Raw genomic sequence first — 17836 nt, 5'->3', positions numbered from 1 at the left:
GTCTCTGAGAGGGAGTGATTCAAGCGGACCATCGTCGATAGCATCAAGCCAGTGGGAAGCGTTGTGTGCCACTGCCTGTTCGTGGTGAGCTTCTTCAACTAACAGCATTGAGCTTGGCTTGGCGCAGGTCTGTTCCATAAAGCTTGCTGCCTCTCAGATCAGCGCTGCGTAGGGATGCCCCCCGTAAGTTGGTGAATTGAAGGTCGCTTCCCCGTAGATCTGCTCTATCCAGGCGAGGTTGTCCGAGGTCGGCGCGTTGCAGTTGAGCTCCTTGAAGATCCACGTCCCGCAGGTCGGCGTGCACCAGATCCATATCCGCCAGGCGGCAGTCCGGGCAATTCCGTTGCTGCATCAACTCGATTAGGTCGTCTGCCCGGGCTACCAGAGGTGTGGCGAACAGCAGTGTGAACAGCCGCACTCGGGCTGGCATCGGCAGTGGGCCACGCTGGTGATGTCTTTGCGTTGTATCGGGAGTCGGGATGGGCGTCGACCTGCGCCATGGCGGCAACCTCCAAGCAGCCGCCGTAAGGTTGAACTGCAGGCCATCCCAGCTGCGGGATGCCAGTGCCTCTCTGGTGCCTTGGTCTCCCCGTTGGCAGCAAATTGGTCTGAATGCCTGGCGCGACTACCCCGACCGCAGTCAGGCGCTGCTTCGTGAGCGCATCTGTGTGCTGCACGGCGTTGAACCTTCTTTCGTATTGCCGGGCAACGGCGCTGCCGAACTGTTCACCTGGGCGGCCCGTGATGCAGCAGGCCAAGGTTTAAGTGTCTTGCCAGCGCCTGGTTTTGCCGATTACGACCGTGCCTTGCGCTGCTGGTCTGGTGGCTCCCGTCAGCAACTGCTCCCTTTGGTTTGGGATAAGGCTTTTCCGCAACCGTTTCCTGACCCGGGTGAGGGATCGGTGCTGTGGATTTGCAATCCCCACAACCCCACCGGTCAGCTCTGGAGCCGTACCTCATTGCAGCCATTGCTGGAGCGGTACGCCCTGGTGATTTGTGATGAAGCGTTTTTGCCTCTGGTGCCCAACGGCGAGCAGCAGTCGTTGATTCCCTTGGTGGCTGAGCATTCGAACCTGGTGGTGATCCGCAGCCTCACCAAGCTCTATGGCATTGCTGGCTTGCGCCTGGGCTATGCCGTTTCGCAGCCCCAGCGGTTGCAGCGTTGGGCGGAGTGGCGGGATCCCTGGCCCGTGAATGGCATCGCCTTGGCCATCGGCGAACGATTGTTGTCATCACCGCGGCGTTATCACCGTTGGTGTGAGCGGGTTCAGCCTTGGGTTGCATCAGAAGGCGCCTGGATGCACCAGCAGTTGGCGGCGCTGCCTGGAATCACCCCCATGCCATCAGCGGTGAATTACCTGCTGATGCGGGCCAATAGCTCCTTGGTGCCATTGCGGGAAGCATTGGAGCAGCGGTATCGCATTCTTCTGCGGGATTGCCGCAGTTTTGAGGGGCTCGGCGAGACCTGGCTGCGGATCGGATTGCAATCACGGCGCAACAACCGCCGCATCGTGCGGGCGTTGCGTGAGGAGTTGCAGCGCAGCCCTCTGGCTTGACTCAGGCCACAAGCGTGTGAATTAAGGCGGCCAGTTGCCTTTCGGCGTCCCGTTCCGCCAGGGCCTCCATGCCCTCACGCATCTGGGCAAGGGGATCGGACGCTGAAGTGGACTGCCCCAGCTGCACGGCCAGGAGCCGTTGCACGGTGTTCAGCAAGGTGGGCTGATCTGGCTCATGCTGATGCACGATCACGGCCGCGCCGAGGGATGCGGCGCAGGATGCATTGGCTTCCTGATGCTGGTCTGCCGCCTGCGGGAATGGCACCAGCAGGGTTGGGGTCCCGCAGACCGCCAGTTCACTGAGGCTGCCGGCCCCTGCACGGCTGATGGCCAGGTCGGCGTGTTGCAGCAGCCCAGGAATCTCATCACTGAAGCGGCGTTCCACCAGCTGTGGATGCCGCAGCTGATCGATGTCGGGATCGTTGTCGCCGGTGAGATGCACCACGCGGCAGCCCTGCTTCAACAGAGCTGGCACTGCAGCACGCACCATGCGGTTCAGCCCTACCGCGCCTTGACTGCCGCCCATCACCACCAACAGCGGCCCCTCGCCGGAGGGGACCCAGCTCGGTAGGGGTTGTGGGGTCAGAAAGCTGGAACGCACCGGCGTGCCCGTCAGCACCGGCTGGCTGCTGGGGATGCGCTTGGCGGCTGCGGGCAGGCCAATGGCCACGGCGCTGCAGAAGCGCCCTAGCAAACGGGTGACCCGCCCCGGGATCGCATTGGATTCATGCAGCACCACGGGAATGCCGCACCAGCGCGCCGCGAGGATTGCAGGGGCGGCGATGTAGCCGCCGGTGGTGAACACCACATCGATCGCGTGCCGGCGGATCACCCGCCGCACGCTGACACTGGCCAGCAACAGCCGCAGCAGCTGCAACAGCCTGGTGAGCCCACGGCCCTGAAGTCCGCCGGCGTTCACGCACACCAAACCAAAGCGTTCCGGCACCAGCTGTGTTTCGAGCCGATCAGGCACTCCCAGCCAGCGCACGGGCCACTGGTCTTCAACGGCTTCGGCAACCGCCAGGGCGGGGAAGAGATGGCCGCCGGTGCCGCTTGCTGCGATCAGAAGCCGGGTCATCGCGTCGGCCGTCACCGCTTACCAGGCCTAACTTAATTCGGTTGTTGCGGTCGGGCCCGTGCGTCGTTTCCTGGGAGTCACGCTCGTCTCGGCTATGGCCTTGGTGCTCTCGCCGGCCCATGCCCTTGAGCAGCCCGGTCGCGAGGGCAGTGCAGTCGAGCGCTTCAGCGATCGCCTTCAAACGGCATTGAACAGCGGTAGCTCTTCGGCGTTCGACACGCTGGCCAGCGCTGAGCTGCAGCCTGTTTTGGCCCAGCGCCTGGAGCGATTCCGCCAGGATTTCCCCGAGGTCACCTGGCAGGTGGAGCCCGCAGCGCCCACACCGGATGGCCGTCTGACCCTTAGCCTGCGGGTGCAGGGTGCCGCCGAATCCGAGGGGCTCACCTATGCCTTGGAGGCCAGCGAACAGATCGCGATTCGTCTTCAAGACGGCGAGTTGGTGGATCAGGAACTATTGGCCCAGCAATCGTTGCTGCGCAGCGGCGAGCGCCCTTTGGCGGTCGATGTCGTTATTCCTGATGTGGTGCTTACCGGCAGTCGTTACGACGTCGACTTGATCGTCGAAGAGCCGCTGGACCAGGCCCTGGTGGCGGGCGGTTTGATCGACCTCACTGATGAGCAGTTGACGGCTCAGATGCGCCCCAACTTGCCACTGGCGCCCCAGGGGGGGGGTGGCTTGTTCAAGAGCGTTCAGGCACCGCAGCAACCTGGTTCGCAGACCTGGGCCGTGATGCTGGTGCATCCCGATGGGGTGGTGACGGCCACCAAGCGGGTGCGGGTGGTCAACAGCAACTAGCTCTCCTGCTCTGTTTGGTTCCAGCGGTGCAGGGCGGACACGTCCTCATCACCGTGGCCGTTGTTGATCAGATCGAGTTCCAGCTGTTCCACCAGCGTCGTGATGGGCAGATCCAACTGGACGGCCTTGGCCGCATCCAGGGCAATGCCGAGATCCTTGCGATGCAGGCTGAGCCGGAAGCCGAGTGGATAGGTCTGCTCCAACATGGCGGTGCTGCGATGTTCGAGGGCCCAGGAGCCGGCTGCACCATTTTTGAGGGCATCGATCACCTGGGGCATGGGCAGCTCCAGTCGCTGGCCCAGGGCCACCGCCTCCGCCACGGCGGCATAGCTGCCAGCCACCAGCACCTGGTTCACCGCTTTCACCTGCTGCCCCCGTCCCACACCACCGAAGTGATGAATGGAGCCGCCAATCACCTCGAGGATGGGCCGAACCCGCTCCAGAAGCTCATGAGCTCCTCCCACCAGCACCGTGAGGCTGCCGCGTTGGGCCCCTTCCGTGCCGCCGGTGACCGGGGCATCCAGGTAATGGATGCTCTGGTGGGCCAGCCGCTCTGCACAGCGTTGGGCTGTGGCGGGAGCAATGGTGGAGCAATCCAGCACCACGCTGCCGGCGCCAAGCTGTGATGTGGCGCCGTCGGGTCCGAACAGCACCTGCTCAACTGCTGCATCGTCGCTGACGCAAAGCAGCAGCACATCAACGCCGGTGCTGGCATCCGCTGGGCTGGAACATTGCGTTGCACCCTCGAGCTCCGGATTGGTTTCGGCTCTGCGGCTGCGGGTGTGCACCTTTAGCCCGAAGCCGGCGCGTTGCAGGTTGATCGCCATGGGCAAGCCGAGTGCCCCCAGTCCCACGAAGCCCAGGCTCAAGTCACATCTGGTCATGACTTATGACGAAGCATTTGGATCCTGCTCGACGGATGCGCTGCAGCCGTGCCTTCAGGACAAAAAAATCCCGGAAGTCCCCTTTGAGGGACGACCGGGATGAAAGCGATTGAGACCTGCAGCTCCAGGCCTGAGCCGCTGATCAAGCGGCGTCGAGGGCCGCCACACCAGGCAGAACCTTGCCTTCCAGCAGTTCGAGGCTGGCGCCACCGCCAGTGGAGATGTGAGACATCTTTTCGGCCAGGCCAGCCTTTTCGACGGCTGCCACGGAGTCACCGCCGCCAATGATCGTGCAGCAGCCCTTAGCGCTCAGGTCGGCCAGGGTGGTGGCGATGGCGTTGGTGCCAGCTGCGAACTTGTCGAATTCGAACACGCCCATGGGGCCGTTCCAGATCACTGTCTGACAGTCGGCCAGGGCGTCCTGGAACACCTTGATCGAGTCGGGGCCAATGTCGAGGCCCATCCAGCCGTCGGGGATGGCGTTGATGTCAGCGGTCTGGCTGTTGGCATCGGGGGCGAAGTTGTCGGCCAGCACCACATCGGTGGGCAGCAGCAGCTGCACGCCCTTGGCCTTGGCCTTGGCTTCCAGCTCCTTGGCCAGTTCCAGCTTGTCCTCTTCCACCAGGCTCTTGCCCACCGAGAGGCCGCGGGCCTTGTAGAAGGTAAAGATCATGCCGCCGCCGATCAGCACCTTGTCGCACTTGTCGATCAGGGTGTCGAGCACACCGATCTTGGAGCTCACCTTGGAGCCGCCGACGATGGCAGCCAGAGGACGCTTGGGCTCATCCACAGCACCCTGCAGGTACTGAAGCTCCTTCTCCATCAGGAAGCCAGCCACGGAGGGCTTGAGGAACTGGGTTACGCCTTCGGTGGAGGCGTGGGCGCGGTGGGCGGCGCCGAAGGCGTCGTTCACGTACACCTCAGCCAGGCTCGCGAGCTTCTCAGCAAAGCCTGCTTCGTTCTTCTCTTCTTCAGCAAAGAAGCGCACGTTCTCCAGCAGCACCACATCGCCGTTGGCCATGGCGCCCACCTTGGCTTCGGCGTCGGGGCCGATGCAACTGTCAGTCTTGGCCACGGGCTTGCCCAGTAGTTCGCTCAGGCGAACGGCCACGGGGGTGAGGCGCATTGCGTCATTCACCTGGCCCTTGGGACGTCCGAAGTGAGCGGAAAGGATCACCTTGGCGCCCTTGCCGATCAGGTCGTTGATCGTGGGCAGGGCGGCACGGATGCGGGTGTCGTCGGTGATGGCACCGGCATCGTTCAGGGGCACATTGAAGTCAACCCGCACGAGAACGCGTTTGCCGCTCAGGTCGCCGGCGTTGAGGCTGGCCAGGGAACGCTTCGCCATAGGGTTGTGTCGTGCGGTAAGAAAACGGGGTGAGATTAACCCGTGTGAATGGCGATAGCGCCAGCGAGGTCAAAGTGAATTTGTTCCGGCTGGCCGTCTGTTCTCTGCGTTTGCGTTCGTGAGCACCCCAACGATCCAGTGGTACCCAGGCCACATCGCCAAGGCGGAGCAGCAGCTCAAACGCCATCTCGACAAGGTGGATTTGGTGATCGAGGTGCGTGATGCCCGCATTCCACTCGCCACAGGTCACCCCCATCTCAACCGCTGGTTGAAGGGCAAGCAGCATCTGTTAGTGATCAACCGGCGCGACATGGTCACCGCGGCCGCCAAGGAGGCCTGGGAGGCCTGGTTCAAGGCCCAGGGGCAGCGGACGGTTTGGTGTGATGCCAAGGCCGGGACCGGCGTCAAGCAGGTGCAGCAGGCCGCTATCCGCGCCGGGGATCAGCTCAACGAACGCCGCCGCAACCGGGGCATGCGGCCCAGACCGGTGCGTGCTCTCACCCTGGGCTTCCCCAACGTCGGCAAGTCGGCACTGATCAACCGCTTGGTGCGGCAGAAGGTTGTGGCGAGTGCCCGGCGGGCCGGGGTGACGCGCACCCTGCGCTGGGTGCGTCTGGGGCAAGACCTCGATCTTCTTGATGCGCCTGGCGTGCTCCCCCCTCGGCTCGATGACCAGCAGGCGGCCCTGAGGCTGGCTCTCTGCGACGACATCGGCCAGGCCGCCTACGACGGTGAGCTCGTGGCTCAGGCCTTCCTGCAATTGCTGCTTAATGCGGCAGCGCAGGCCGCAGCCGGGGTGACGATTCCGCTGCTGCAGGAGCGTTATGGCATTCCCCTGAGCGGTGAAATGGCGGACCCCGCCCTTTGGCTGGAGGCCGCAGCGGCCCGCCACACCTCTGGAGAGACAGCGCGCATGGCCCAGCGGCTGCTGGATGATTTCCGTAAATCGGCCCTCGGCAGCATTGCCCTGGAGCTGCCGGCATGAGTCCGCAGTGGAAGCGTCCTCCGCTGCCGGAAGAGACCTTCACCGATCGTTTTGGGGAGGGTGAGGGAGAGCTGCTGACGCTGACCTATCCCAAGCCGTTGCCAATGCGGCTGGATCGTTGGTTGGTGAGCCAGCGCACGGAGCAGAGTCGGGCCCGGATCCAGAAGTTCATCGACGCGGGCTATGTGCGCGTTAACGGCAAGACCGGCAAGGCCAAAACACCTCTGCGCCAGGGCGATGAGGTGCAGCTGTGGATGCCGCCACCGGAACCGCTGCCTTATCTAAAGCCGGAACCGATGGAACTGGATGTGCTGTTTGAGGACAACCATCTGATCGTGCTCAACAAGCCGGCAGGCCTGACGGTGCATCCAGCGCCCGGCAACAAGGTTGGCACCCTGGTGAACGGTCTACTGCATCACTGCCCGGATCTGCCTGGCATCAGCGGCAAGCTGCGGCCGGGGATCGTGCACCGTCTCGATAAAGACACCACTGGCTGCATCGTGATCGCCAAGAGCCAGGAGGCCCTGGTGCGGCTGCAGGTTCAGATCCAGAAACGGATCGCCTCCCGCGAGTACTTCGCCGTCGTTCATGGCGTGCCCGACGGCGACTCCGGCACGATCGTTGGCGCCATTGGCCGTCACCCTGCGGATCGCAAAAAGTACGCGGTGGTGAGCAGCGAAAACGGTCGTTATGCCTGCACCCATTGGACCTTGGTGGAGCGACTCGGCGACTACTCCCTGTTGCGCTTCAAGCTCGACACCGGACGGACCCATCAGATCCGCGTCCACTGCGCCCACATGAACCACCCCGTGCTGGGGGACCCCACCTACAGCCGCTGTCGAAAGTTGCCGATCGAGCTGCCAGGGCAGGCCTTGCATGCCGTGCAGTTGGGGCTGGACCATCCGATCACCCGAGAGCGAATGGTGTTTGAAGCGCCCCTGCCTCCGGTGATGGAGAAGTTGCTGGGGGTGTTGCGACGGCGCGCCGCTTAACGCGGCAGCTTTGGACAGGCCTCCACGAGGGTCTGGCTGATCGGTGCCTGAGGCGCGCTGAAGATCCGGTCGCCTGGACCCTCTTCCACCACTTTTCCTTGGTCCAGCACCATCACCCGGTGGCAGAAACCACTGGCCACTGAGAGGTCGTGGGTGATGAACACGATCGCCAGGCCCAGTTCTTGTTGCAGCTCCCGCAGCAGCGCGAGCACATCCGCCTGCACTTCCGCATCAAGCATGCTGACGCTCTCATCGCAGATCAGCACCTTGGGCTTCAAGGCCAGGGCGCGGGCGATCGCCACCCGCTGCTGCTGGCCGCCGGAGAGCTGCTTCGGCAGGCGGTCTTGAAACTGCTCTGCCGGGCTTAGGCCGACCCGCTCCAGCAGGCGCCTGGCTTCCTCTCGGGCTGCCGCTTTGGAGCAGAGGCTATGGATCAGGAAGGGATCGGCGATGGCATCGGCTACTTGCAGGGCCGGATTGAGGCAGGCCAGCGGATCCTGAAACACCATTTGGAGGGCTCGGCGAGCTGTTCGTAGCGCCTCTCCACGCAGGCTCAGCAGGTCCTGACCGAGCAGGTCGACCCGACCGCCGCGGATGGGATTGAGCCCCATCAGGGCACGGCAGAGGGTGCTCTTGCCGCAGCCGGAGGCTCCCACCACCCCCAGGCTTTCCCCAGCTCTGAGTTCGAAACTCACCCCGTCCACCGCCTTCAGCCAGAGGGGTGACCAAGGTGCGCCACCCACGGCATGCCAGCAGCGCATCTCCTCCACCTGCAGCACGCTGCCGTTGTCGGGACGCGCCGGTGAGCGTCCCCCTTCCCGGGCCTGGGCAGAGGCCACTAGCCGTTGCCCCACCGACGACTGTGGCCGGGTGAGCAGCTGATGGCTGGGGCCGTCTTCCACCTTGCGTCCGCTGTCGAGCATCGCCATGCGCTCGCACCAGCGGGAGGCCATGGCCAGGTCGTGGCTGATCAGCAACAGTGCACTGCCTATTTCTTGGCATAGGCCGCTGAGTTCGGCCATGACCTGCCCGGCCACCGCCACATCCAGGCTGGTGGTGGGTTCATCGGCGATCAGCAGTGGCGGTTCCAGGGCAATCGCCAAGGCAATGGCCAGGCGCTGTCTCATTCCACCGCTGAGCTCATGGGGGTAGGCGCGGAAGCGGTTGGCCCCAATGCCCACCCGCTCAAGTAGTTCGTGGGCCCGTTCCTGGTGAGCCGCGGCGCTGGTGTGAGGCCGGTGACCTCTGAGGGTGTCGATCAGATGGCCGCCCACGCTCATCAGCGGATTCATCCGCGTCATCGGGTCCTGGAACACCAGCCCCACGGCCTCGCCCCGCAGCTGCCGCAATTGCGGTCGCCTGAGCTGGCGTGGATCCTGGCCGGTCAAGGCCAGCCGTCCTTCACAGACCGTTCCCTGCGGCAGCAGTTGCATCACGGCCCGCGCCACAGTGCTTTTGCCGCAGCCTGAGGACCCCACCAAGGCCAGGGTCTCTCCCGGCTCGAGGCTCAAATTCAGCCCATCCAGAGTCCAGTGCTCGCTGCCCGGGTAGCGCAACCGCAGCTGTTCGAGTTCCAGAACAGGCCGGCCCATGAACAGTGCGGCTGGAGAGACAGGGGGTCCTGCACTGAATACCATGGATTGACCCGATGGGTCGGATGCTCAACGCTGCCTCCACACCCAAAGAGCCTCGAACCAGCACGGGTTCGGCCAAGGTGGGCTGCGCGCTGCCCGAAGTAAGGCGCCATCCCGTCCGTCATCCGGACGATTACTGCATCGCTCTCCCTGAATGGTTGAGGGAGTGCATCGCCAATGTGCCGCCCGGCATTGGCCAGAGCTGCCCAACCGATCCTGAGGCGCTGCTGGTGTCGGCCTTCGATTTCGGTTTTCAACTCCACGAAGGCCAGTTCCGCGCCAGTGGAGACCCTTACATCGTCCATCCGGTTGCAGTGGCTGATCTGTTGCGGGATATCGGCGCCAGTGCCCCGGTGATCGCCGCGGGGTTCCTCCACGACGTGGTCGAAGACACCGACGTCACCCCCGATCAGATCGAGCTGCACTTCGGTTCCGAGGTGCGTGAACTGGTGGAAGGGGTCACCAAGCTCGGCGGCATCCACTTCAACGACCGCACGGAAGCTCAGGCGGAAAATCTGCGGCGAATGTTCCTGGCGATGGCCAGTGACATTCGTGTGGTGTTGGTAAAGCTGGCTGACCGTTTGCACAACATGCGCACCTTGGGTGCGTTGAAGGAAGAGAAGCGCCAGCGGATCGCCCGTGAAACCCGCGAGATCTATGCCCCCCTCGCCAACCGCCTCGGCATCGGCCGCTTCAAGTGGGAGCTTGAGGATCTGGCATTCAAATTGTTGGAACCAGAGGCCTTCCGCGAGATTCAGGAGGAGGTGGCCACAAAGCGCAGCGAGCGTGAGCAACGCCTCGGTGTCACCGTGGGGTTGCTAAACGAGCGGCTGGAACGGGCCGGCTTAGACCACTGCGAGGTGAGTGGTCGCCCCAAACATCTGTTTGGCATCTGGAGCAAGATGCAGCGCCAGCAGAAGGAGTTCCACGAGATCTACGACGTGGCGGCGTTGCGGATCCTCACCCCCAATGTCGAGAGCTGCTACCGCGCCCTCGCGGTGGTTCACGACACCTTCCGCCCGATTCCCGGTCGCTTCAAGGACTACATCGGGTTGCCGAAACCCAACGGTTATCAATCCCTGCACACCGCCGTGATCGGTCGGCATCGCCCGATCGAAGTGCAGATCCGTACGATTGAGATGCACCATGTGGCCGAATTCGGGATTGCGGCCCACTGGAAATACAAAGAAGGCGGCTCGCCGGCCAGCAGCAGCAGCGATGCGGAGCGGTTCAACTGGCTGCGTCAGCTGGTGGATTGGCAACAGGAAGGCGGCAACGACGATCACAACGACTACCTCTCCTCGATCAAAGAAGACCTGTTTGACGAGGAGGTGTTCGTGTTCACCCCGAAGGGCGATGTGCTCGGTTTGCGCAAGGGGGCAACCGCCGTTGATTTTGCTTACCGCATTCACTCAGAAGTGGGTAATCACTGCCATGGCGCTCGCATCAACGATCGGCTGTGTCCGTTGGCGACGCCGCTGCAGAACGGTGATTTCGTTCAGGTGCTCACCAGCAAGACGGCCCACCCCAGCCTGGATTGGCTGAACTTCGTCGCCACGCCGACGGCGCGCAACCGCATCCGCCAGTGGTACAAGCGCAGCCACCGGGACGAAACGATTGAACGGGGCAAGGATCTGCTGGAGCGGGAGCTGGGCCGTGATGGCTTCGATGCCCTGCTGAATAGTGAGGCGATGCAGCGGGTGGCGCAGCGCTGCAATGTGCCCACCACCGAAGACCTGCTGGCGTCACTGGGGTTTGGAGATATCACGCTGCAGCAGGCGCTCAACCGTTTGCGGGAGGAGATGCGTCTGCTGGCGGAACAGCAGCAGGCCCCACCCAGCAATGAAGATGTGGCCGCGGCGCTGGTGCCATCGCGGGATGTGGCGACGGACCGTTCCGGAGGCGAAGGGGCGATCCTTGGGCTGGAGGGCTTGGACTACCGCCTTGGTGGCTGCTGCAGTCCACTGCCGGGCGAGTTGATCGTGGGCACGGTGGCCCTCGGCAACCACGGCATCACTATTCACCGGCAAGACTGCTCCAACGTGGAGGCGATCCCGCGGGAACGGCGGCTTCCCGTGCGCTGGAACACCACCCACGCTGAACAGGAGAAACAGCGCTTCCCGGTGCAGCTGCGGATCGAGGTGATCGATCGCGTTGGCATCCTCAAAGACATCCTGCTACGTCTCTCTGATGGCGCCATCAATGTCAGTGATGCTCGGGTAACCACTGCCGCTGGCAAGCCTGCTCGCATTGATCTTCGGGTTGAGCTGGAGGGAGCAGATCAGCTCAGCCGCACCATGGACCAGATCCGCTCGATGGCAGATGTGATCGGGATTGCCCGGGTGGGCACGAGCTAGCTGCCTCTGCTCACGACTGCATGGGCTTCACGCCGCAAAAACAGGCGGTAGGCCATCCAGCCGCTGGCCATCGCCAGCACCATTCCCACAACGGTGGAGCCCAGCAGGATGCGTTGGCTGAAGTCCCATCCCTGGGACCACAGGCTGCTGAGATTGAGCTCCGTCAGGTTGATCCCGCCTCGGCCGGGGCCAAGTAGCTGACAGCCCACCAGGTAGTTGAACCAGTAAAGGGGTAGATAGGTGATGGGATTGCTAACCAAGGTGCCTGCGGCGGCGAGCAGCTGATTGCCACGCACCACGCTGGCAACACACACGCTGAGGAAGATCTGCAGCCCGAAGAAGGGGTAGCAGCCGCAGAACACGCCAGCGGCCAGGCCGCGGGCCCGTTGCCCTGGGGTTCCTTCCTGTCTCCACAACCAGAGGATCCCGCGGCGCATCCGGATGAGACTGAGGCGCAGCAACCGGCGCATTGACCCAGCAGAAACCCGCCGGATCCTAGGTATGGATGACCAGCGGCGACTGCTGTGCCCAGCACCGACACGATTGCGGCAGTGGCCACCGCCGTGGCCCCTGGTCAGGGCGGGATCGCCGTGATTCGCCTCTCCGGGCCGGCGGCGGAAGTTACGGGGCGTAGCGTTGTGCAGTGCCCGGGCCGTCAGGAATGGGGGACGCACCGGCTGGTGTACGGCCACGTAACCGATGGCGAGGGCCGGCGTCTCGATGAGGTGCTGATGTTGTTGATGCGCGGGCCCCGCAGCTTCACCGGTGAGGACGTGGTGGAGATCCACTGCCATGGCGGGGTGATCGCCGTGCAGCGGGTGCTCGAACAGGTGCTGCGGCAGCCGGGAGTGCGCCGGGCCCAGCCGGGAGAGTTCAGCCAGCGGGCCGTGCTCAACGGGCGGCTCGATCTCACCCGCGCCGAGGCGGTGAGTGAGCTGGTGGCGGCCCGCAGCCGCCGGGCGGCCGAGTTGGCGATAGCGGGCCTCGATGGCGGGATCCAGGCCCAGATCACGGCGCTGCGGGAACGGCTGCTGGACCAGCTGACTGAGCTGGAGGCTCGGGTGGATTTCGAGGAGGACCTGCCCCCCCTCGATGGCGAGGCCCTGCTGCAGCAGCTGCAAGCCGTGCGCCTGGAGCTTCAGCAGCTGGTGCGGGACGGCGAGCGCGGCGATGCCCTGCGCCAGGGCCTGCGGGTGGCGCTGGTGGGTCGCCCCAACGTGGGCAAAAGTTCCCTGCTCAATCGGCTCAGCCGTCGCGAGCGGGCGATCGTGACTGATCTGCCGGGCACCACCAGGGATCTGCTGGAGAGCGAGATCGTGTTGGAGGGGGTGCCGATCACCCTGCTCGACACCGCCGGCATCCGCAGCACCGATGACGCGGTGGAGCAGCTGGGGATTGCCCGCAGCGAGGAAGCGCTGGCCACGGCGGATGTGGTGCTGTTGGTGCTCGACGGCCATGCGGGCTGGACCGCCGAAGACGCCGCCTTGCTGGCGCGCATCCCCGAGCAGATCCCCAGGATCCTTGTGGCCAACAAGGCGGACCTGCCTGCGGGGGGCTTTCCCCAGTCGGTGGATGTTCAGCTGTCGGCGTTGGAGGGCACTGGGGAGGCAGCCCTGGTGCAGGCCCTGCTGGAGCGTTGCGGGGCAGCAGGGACCGACGGCATGTTGGTGGCGCTGAACCAACGCCAACGCGATCTGGCCGCCCGAGCGGCTGAAGCCCTGGAACGTAGCCAGGAGGTGGCGGCCCAGCAGCTGCCCTGGGACTTCTGGACGATCGACCTGAGGGATGCGATCCGTGCGTTGGGGGAGATCACCGGGGAAGAGCTCACCGAAGCGGTGCTGGATCGGGTGTTTTCGCGCTTCTGCATCGGAAAATAGGTTCAGCGGACGTTTTGAACGGTTTGGACTGGCAATCACCTGCACTCACCGCTGCGTTGGAGGCCTGGCTGGCAGAAGACATCGGTCGCGGCGATCTGACGGCGGTGGCGTTGCAGGGCCAGCAGGGTCAGGCCCATTGGGTTGCCAAACACTCGGGCCGGTTCTGCGGTGGCCCATTGGTGCAGCGCTTGTTCCAGCTGCTGGATCCTGGGGTGAGCATTCGTTTGCTGCGGCATGACGGCGACGCCGTCGAGGCCGGGGACTGCTTGCTGGAGCTTCAGGGGCCGGCTACGGCCTTGGTGGCGGGAGAACGCACCGCCTTGAACCTGGCCATGTGCCTCTCGGGCATTGCCACCGCCACCGCTGAATTGGTGGCCCAGCTTCAGGGCACCGGTGTGCGTCTGGCCGACACCCGCAAGACCACGCCTGGGCTTCGTGTGCTGCAGAAATACGCAGTGCGCTGCGGCGGCGGCATTAACCACCGCATGGGGCTGGATGACGCGGCCATGCTCAAGGAGAACCACATCGCCTGGGCTGGGGGCATCACGGCGGCCATTGCGGCCGTGCGCGATCAGGCTCCCTGGCCTACGGCCGTGATTGTGGAAGCGGAGACGGAGGCCCAGGCGCTAGAGGCGGTGCAGGCGGGCGCCAATGGAGTCCTCCTTGATGAGTTCAGCCACCAGCAGCTCACGCAGCTGGTGCCGCGCCTACGGGACTGCAGCGATCGTGGGGTGGTTCTGGAGGCCTCCGGCATTCAGCCCGAGCAGTTGCAGGCATACGCCGCCACGGGCATCGATCTGATCTCCACCAGTGCGCCGGTCACCCGCAGCCGGTGGTTGGACCTGAGCATGCGTTTCACCTGAAGAGGGATGATCAGAGCCGGATTCCCCCGGCCACGCACTGCCCATGCTCAGCCTGTCCCAGTCCCTGGATGCCCAGCTGCGGGCGGCGATGCAACGGGCCTTTCCAGAAGCCGATGTGGGGCTAGACCCCCAGCTGGCTCCCGCCAGCAAGCCGGAATTCGGCGACTTCCAGGCCAATGGTGCGCTGCCCTTGGCCAAGCCCTTGAGGCAGGCCCCACGCCAGATCGCCACGGTGATCGTGGAGCAGCTGCAGGCCGATCCTGCCTTCACAGACCTGTGCCTTGAGCCCCAGATCGCTGGGCCTGGTTTCATCAACCTCACGATCCGCCCGGAGCGGCTGGCGGCAGAGGTGTCGACACGGCTGGGGGACGAGCGTCTTGGCGTGCCGGCGGTCAGCAACGCAGCGCCAGTGGTGGTGGACTTTTCGAGCCCCAACATCGCCAAGGAGATGCATGTGGGGCATTTGCGCTCCACGATCATTGGCGACTCGCTGGCACGGGTGCTGGAGTTCCGCGGCCATCCAGTGCTGCGCCTCAATCATGTGGGCGACTGGGGCACCCAGTTCGGCATGTTGATAACTCACCTGAAGCAGGTGGCGCCGGAAGCCCTGGAGACCGCCGATGCGGTGGACCTGGGAGACCTGGTGGCCTTCTACCGTGAGGCCAAGAAGCGCTTCGATGACGATGAAGCCTTCCAGTCCACCTCCCGCGATGAGGTGGTGAAGCTGCAGGGGGGCGATCCGGTGTCGCTCAAGGCCTGGGGCCTGCTCTGCGACCAGTCGCGGCGTGAGTTCCAAAAGATCTACGACCGGCTCGACATTCGCCTGAGTGAACGCGGGGAGTCGTTCTACAACCCCTTCCTGCCGGGGGTGATAGATGGCTTGAAGGCCGCCGAACTGCTGGTCACCGATGACGGTGCCCGGTGCGTTTTCCTTGAGGGTGTGCAGGGCAAGGACGGCAAGCCCTTGCCGGTGATCGTGCAGAAGAGCGACGGGGGCTTCAACTACGCCACCACCGATCTGGCGGCGATCCGCTATCGCTTTGGTGCAGCGCCGGAGGGGGATGGCGCCCGCCGCGTTGTTTACGTCACCGATGCCGGCCAGGCGAACCATTTCGCCGGGGTGTTCCAGGTGGCCGAACGGGCCGGATGGATCCCGGATGGTGCGCGCCTCGAGCACGTGCCCTTTGGCCTGGTGCAAGGGGAAGACGGCAAGAAGCTCAAGACCCGCGCGGGCGACACTGTGCGTCTGCGGGATCTGCTCGATGAAGCCGTCGAGCGCGCCGAAACCGATCTGCGTTCACGCCTGAAGGAGGAGGAGCGCAGCGAGTCGGAGCAGTTCATCCAGCATGTGGCGGGCACCGTGGGTTTGGCAGCGGTGAAATACGCCGACCTCAGCCAGAACCGGATCACCAATTACCAGTTCTCCTTCGATCGGATGTTGGCGCTGCAAGGCAACACGGCGCCCTATCTGCTCTATGCCGTGGTGCGCATCGCCGGCATCGCCCGCAAGGGTGGTGACCTTGCCGCTACCAATGCGCAATTGCAGTTCAGTGAGCCCCAGGAGTGGGCCCTGGTGCGGGAGCTGCTCAAGTTCGATGCGGTGATCGCTGAGGTGGAGGAGGAGCTGCTGCCTAACCGGTTGTGCAGCTATCTGTTCGAGCTCAGCCAGGTGTTCAACCGCTTCTACGACCAAGTGCCGGTGTTGAAGGCCGATCCTGAAGCGCTGGCATCCCGCCTGGCCCTCTGTCGTTTAACGGCCGACACCCTCAGACTGGGGCTCGGACTGCTGGGCATCGCCACCCTGGATCGCATGTGAGCGAAAACATCCAACCGTTCACACCCGGTGGTGCTCCAGCGGCCCGCACCGCTGTCGAGCAGCTCAAGGCCTACAGCGCGCCGTTGGAGGGCCGCCGCCAGATGCTGCGGCTGGATTTCAACGAAAACACGATTGGCCCCAGCCCTCTGGTGGCCCAGGCACTGCGCAACTTCAGCACTGAAGAAATTGCCATTTATCCGGAGTACGACGGCCTGCGGGAAGCGTTGCTCCAGAACCTTGTGGAAACCGGCTGCCGGCCGGGACTGAAGCCTGATCAGGTGGGCTTGTTCAACGGCGTGGATGCCGCCATCCATGCGGTGTTCCAGGCCTATGGCGATGCGGGTGAGACGTTGCTGACGACAGCGCCAACCTTTGGCTACTACAGCCCCTGCGCCGGGATGCAGGGCATGACGATCGAGGCGATCCCCTACCAAGGCGAGACGTTTGACTTCCCCCAGGCGGCTATTCAGGAGGTACTGGCGGCTCGCGCGCCGCGGTTGCTGCTGATCTGCAACCCCAACAACCCCACAGGCACGCGCTTGCCAGCGGATCAGGTGATCGCCCTGGCGGCCTCAGCCCCGGGCACCTTGGTGGTGGTGGATGAGCTTTATGAGGCCTTCACCGGAGACAGCGTGTTGCCGAGCGCTGATTTCACGGCCACACCAAACCTACTGGTGTTCCGCTCCCTGGCCAAAACAGCTGGTTTAGCGGGTCTGCGCATCGGCTTTGCCATCGGTCATGCCGATGTGGTCGATCGGGTGAGCCGCGTCACGGGGCCTTACGACGTCAACAGCGTGGCCGTGGCCGCGGCGTTCGCTGCTTTGGCGGATCAGTCATATGTGGATGCCTATGTGGCCGAGGTGCTGCGGGCTCGCGATTGGACCTTGCAAGCGCTGCAGGATGCAGGCGTGCGCCATCACTGTGATGGCGGCAACTATCTGCTGATCTGGCCCCAGCGCCCCGTTGATGCAGTTGATGCGGCGTTGCGCGAGGCCGGAATCCTGGTGCGCTCGATGGCAGGCAAGCCCCTGATTGATGGCTGTTTCCGGGTGAGCATCGGCACCACCAGCCAGATGCAGCGCTTCATGGAGGCGTTCCTCCCCCTGGAGCAATGAACCGCCTGCTGCTGCTGGCCACCGGCGGCACCATCGCCGGCTGTGCGGAGAACAGCGCAACGCTGAACAACTACACCGCAGGTTTGCTCGGGGGCGATGCCCTGCTGGCGGCGGTGCCGCAGCTGCAGGACCTGGCAAAGATCAGTGTTGAGCAGATCGCCAATGTCGACAGCGCCGACCTGCTATTTGCCCATTGGCGTGGCTTGGTGGCGCGCATCCGTGATGCTTTTGCGGCGGACCCCGAGCTGGCCGGGGTAGTGATCACCCATGGCACCAACACGCTGGAGGAAACCGCCTGGTTGCTGCAGCTGATGATCGACGATCCCCGGCCGGTGGTGCTGGTGGGGGCGATGCGGCCGGCCACGGCCCTCAGTGCCGACGGACCGCTCAATCTTTTGCAGGCGGTGCAGGTTGCCTTGAGCAGCGACGCGCGCGGCCACGGCATGCTGGTGGTGATGGATGGCCAGATCCATGCCGCCCAGCGGGTCACCAAGCTGGCTACCCAGGGGGTGGGGGCTTTTGCCAGTCCCGGCAG

At 64.3% G+C, this 17836-nt stretch carries 16 protein-coding genes; 10 read left to right on the top strand and 6 right to left on the bottom strand.

What is annotated here, in order from left to right:
- Positions 1–94: 94 nt before the first annotated feature.
- Positions 95–430 (bottom strand): pentapeptide repeat-containing protein, encoded by a 336-nt coding sequence (locus tag FZZ85_RS10660; RefSeq protein ID WP_370631185.1) that lies wholly within the window; start codon positions 428–430, stop codon positions 95–97.
- A 49-nt stretch (positions 431–479) separates the two neighbouring features.
- Between FZZ85_RS10660 and FZZ85_RS10655 the strand changes: the two genes are divergently transcribed.
- Positions 480–1556, top strand: coding sequence for a threonine-phosphate decarboxylase (locus FZZ85_RS10655; RefSeq protein WP_226415023.1), 1077 nt, complete (start codon positions 480–482; stop codon positions 1554–1556).
- Between the two features lies 1 nt (position 1557).
- Here FZZ85_RS10655 and murG read toward each other — a convergent pair whose 3' ends face one another.
- Entirely contained in the window at positions 1558–2634 is a 1077-nt protein-coding gene (gene murG / locus FZZ85_RS10650) for an undecaprenyldiphospho-muramoylpentapeptide beta-N-acetylglucosaminyltransferase (protein WP_226415020.1), read from the bottom strand.
- 58 nt (positions 2635–2692) lie between these two features.
- Here murG and FZZ85_RS10645 point away from each other — a divergent pair, with 58 nt between their 5' ends.
- Entirely contained in the window at positions 2693–3430 is a 738-nt protein-coding gene (locus FZZ85_RS10645) for a hypothetical protein (RefSeq protein ID WP_226415018.1), read from the top strand.
- Here FZZ85_RS10645 and FZZ85_RS10640 read toward each other — a convergent pair.
- On the bottom strand, positions 3427–4314 hold the full coding sequence (locus FZZ85_RS10640) for an NAD(P)-dependent oxidoreductase (RefSeq protein ID WP_226415015.1): 888 nt from the start codon (positions 4312–4314) through the stop codon (positions 3427–3429). The genes FZZ85_RS10645 and FZZ85_RS10640 overlap by 4 nt on opposite strands.
- 142 nt (positions 4315–4456) lie before the next feature.
- Positions 4457–5662, bottom strand: a complete 1206-nt coding sequence (gene pgk / locus FZZ85_RS10635) for a phosphoglycerate kinase (protein ID WP_226415013.1) — start codon at positions 5660–5662, stop codon at positions 4457–4459.
- A gap of 118 nt (positions 5663–5780) precedes the next feature.
- On the opposite strand from pgk, the gene ylqF reads away from it, so the two are divergent.
- Positions 5781–6647 carry a ribosome biogenesis GTPase YlqF gene (gene ylqF, locus FZZ85_RS10630; protein ID WP_226415010.1) on the top strand — a complete coding sequence of 289 codons (867 nt, stop codon included), beginning with the start codon at positions 5781–5783 and terminating at the stop codon, positions 6645–6647.
- Positions 6644–7639: an RluA family pseudouridine synthase gene (locus FZZ85_RS10625; protein WP_226415007.1), complete on the top strand. Its 996-nt coding sequence runs from the start codon at positions 6644–6646 to the stop codon at positions 7637–7639. Before ylqF ends, FZZ85_RS10625 begins: the two co-directional genes overlap by 4 nt.
- On the opposite strand, the gene FZZ85_RS10620 is transcribed toward FZZ85_RS10625, so the two are convergent.
- Positions 7636–9276 carry an ABC transporter ATP-binding protein gene (locus tag FZZ85_RS10620; protein ID WP_226415004.1) on the bottom strand — a complete coding sequence of 547 codons (1641 nt, stop codon included), beginning with the start codon at positions 9274–9276 and terminating at the stop codon, positions 7636–7638. The genes FZZ85_RS10625 and FZZ85_RS10620 overlap by 4 nt on opposite strands.
- 20 nt (positions 9277–9296) lie before the next feature.
- On the opposite strand from FZZ85_RS10620, the gene FZZ85_RS10615 reads away from it, so the two are divergent.
- The gene (locus FZZ85_RS10615) at positions 9297–11630 is read left to right on the top strand and encodes a bifunctional (p)ppGpp synthetase/guanosine-3',5'-bis(diphosphate) 3'-pyrophosphohydrolase (protein WP_226415088.1); all 2334 of its coding nucleotides are present in this window, start codon (positions 9297–9299) and stop codon (positions 11628–11630) included.
- Here FZZ85_RS10615 and FZZ85_RS10610 read toward each other — a convergent pair.
- Positions 11627–12100 (bottom strand): DUF2062 domain-containing protein, encoded by a 474-nt coding sequence (locus FZZ85_RS10610; RefSeq protein WP_226415002.1) that lies wholly within the window; start codon positions 12098–12100, stop codon positions 11627–11629. The genes FZZ85_RS10615 and FZZ85_RS10610 overlap by 4 nt on opposite strands.
- A 54-nt stretch (positions 12101–12154) precedes the next feature.
- Between FZZ85_RS10610 and mnmE the strand changes: the two genes are divergently transcribed.
- The 5 genes from mnmE to FZZ85_RS10585 all read left to right on the top strand — a co-directional run.
- A complete protein-coding gene (gene mnmE / locus FZZ85_RS10605; RefSeq protein ID WP_226414999.1) occupies positions 12155–13507 on the top strand; it encodes a tRNA uridine-5-carboxymethylaminomethyl(34) synthesis GTPase MnmE in 1353 nt (450 codons plus the stop codon).
- Positions 13508–13530: 23 nt separating this feature from the next.
- Positions 13531–14370, top strand: coding sequence for a carboxylating nicotinate-nucleotide diphosphorylase (gene nadC, locus FZZ85_RS10600; RefSeq protein WP_226414995.1), 840 nt, complete (start codon positions 13531–13533; stop codon positions 14368–14370).
- A gap of 43 nt (positions 14371–14413) precedes the next feature.
- Positions 14414–16186: an arginine--tRNA ligase gene (gene argS / locus FZZ85_RS10595; RefSeq protein WP_226414992.1), complete on the top strand. Its 1773-nt coding sequence runs from the start codon at positions 14414–14416 to the stop codon at positions 16184–16186.
- The gene (locus FZZ85_RS10590; protein WP_226414989.1) at positions 16183–17301 is read left to right on the top strand and encodes a histidinol-phosphate transaminase; all 1119 of its coding nucleotides are present in this window, start codon (positions 16183–16185) and stop codon (positions 17299–17301) included. The genes argS and FZZ85_RS10590 overlap by 4 nt, the downstream gene beginning before the upstream one ends.
- Positions 17298–17836: asparaginase domain-containing protein (locus tag FZZ85_RS10585; protein WP_226414987.1), on the top strand; the 539-nt coding region annotated here is incomplete at its 3' end. The genes FZZ85_RS10590 and FZZ85_RS10585, both read left to right, overlap by 4 nt.

The organism is Synechococcus sp. MU1642 (assembly GCF_020514115.1).
Taxonomy (GTDB): domain Bacteria; phylum Cyanobacteriota; class Cyanobacteriia; order PCC-6307; family Cyanobiaceae; genus Parasynechococcus.
The sequence above is the reverse complement of the archived record's forward strand: the minus strand, read 5'-3'. Positions and strand labels throughout refer to the sequence as shown.

Bases quoted from the DNA above. Each gene is read 5' to 3' on its own strand.
- FZZ85_RS10660 (WP_370631185.1), bottom strand. From the start codon at position 430: ATGCCAGCCCGAGTGCGGCTGTTCACACTGCTGTTCGCCACACCTCTG.
- FZZ85_RS10655 (WP_226415023.1), top strand. From the start codon at position 480: ATGGGCGTCGACCTGCGCCATGGCGGCAACCTCCAAGCAGCCGCCGTA.
- murG (WP_226415020.1), bottom strand. From the start codon at position 2,634: ATGACCCGGCTTCTGATCGCAGCAAGCGGCACCGGCGGCCATCTCTTC.
- FZZ85_RS10640 (WP_226415015.1), bottom strand. From the start codon at position 4,314: ATGACCAGATGTGACTTGAGCCTGGGCTTCGTGGGACTGGGGGCACTC.
- pgk (WP_226415013.1), bottom strand. From the start codon at position 5,662: ATGGCGAAGCGTTCCCTGGCCAGCCTCAACGCCGGCGACCTGAGCGGC.
- FZZ85_RS10625 (WP_226415007.1), top strand. From the start codon at position 6,644: ATGAGTCCGCAGTGGAAGCGTCCTCCGCTGCCGGAAGAGACCTTCACC.
- FZZ85_RS10620 (WP_226415004.1), bottom strand. From the start codon at position 9,276: ATGGTATTCAGTGCAGGACCCCCTGTCTCTCCAGCCGCACTGTTCATG.
- FZZ85_RS10615 (WP_226415088.1), top strand. From the start codon at position 9,297: ATGCTCAACGCTGCCTCCACACCCAAAGAGCCTCGAACCAGCACGGGT.
- FZZ85_RS10610 (WP_226415002.1), bottom strand. From the start codon at position 12,100: ATGCGCCGGTTGCTGCGCCTCAGTCTCATCCGGATGCGCCGCGGGATC.
- argS (WP_226414992.1), top strand. From the start codon at position 14,414: ATGCTCAGCCTGTCCCAGTCCCTGGATGCCCAGCTGCGGGCGGCGATG.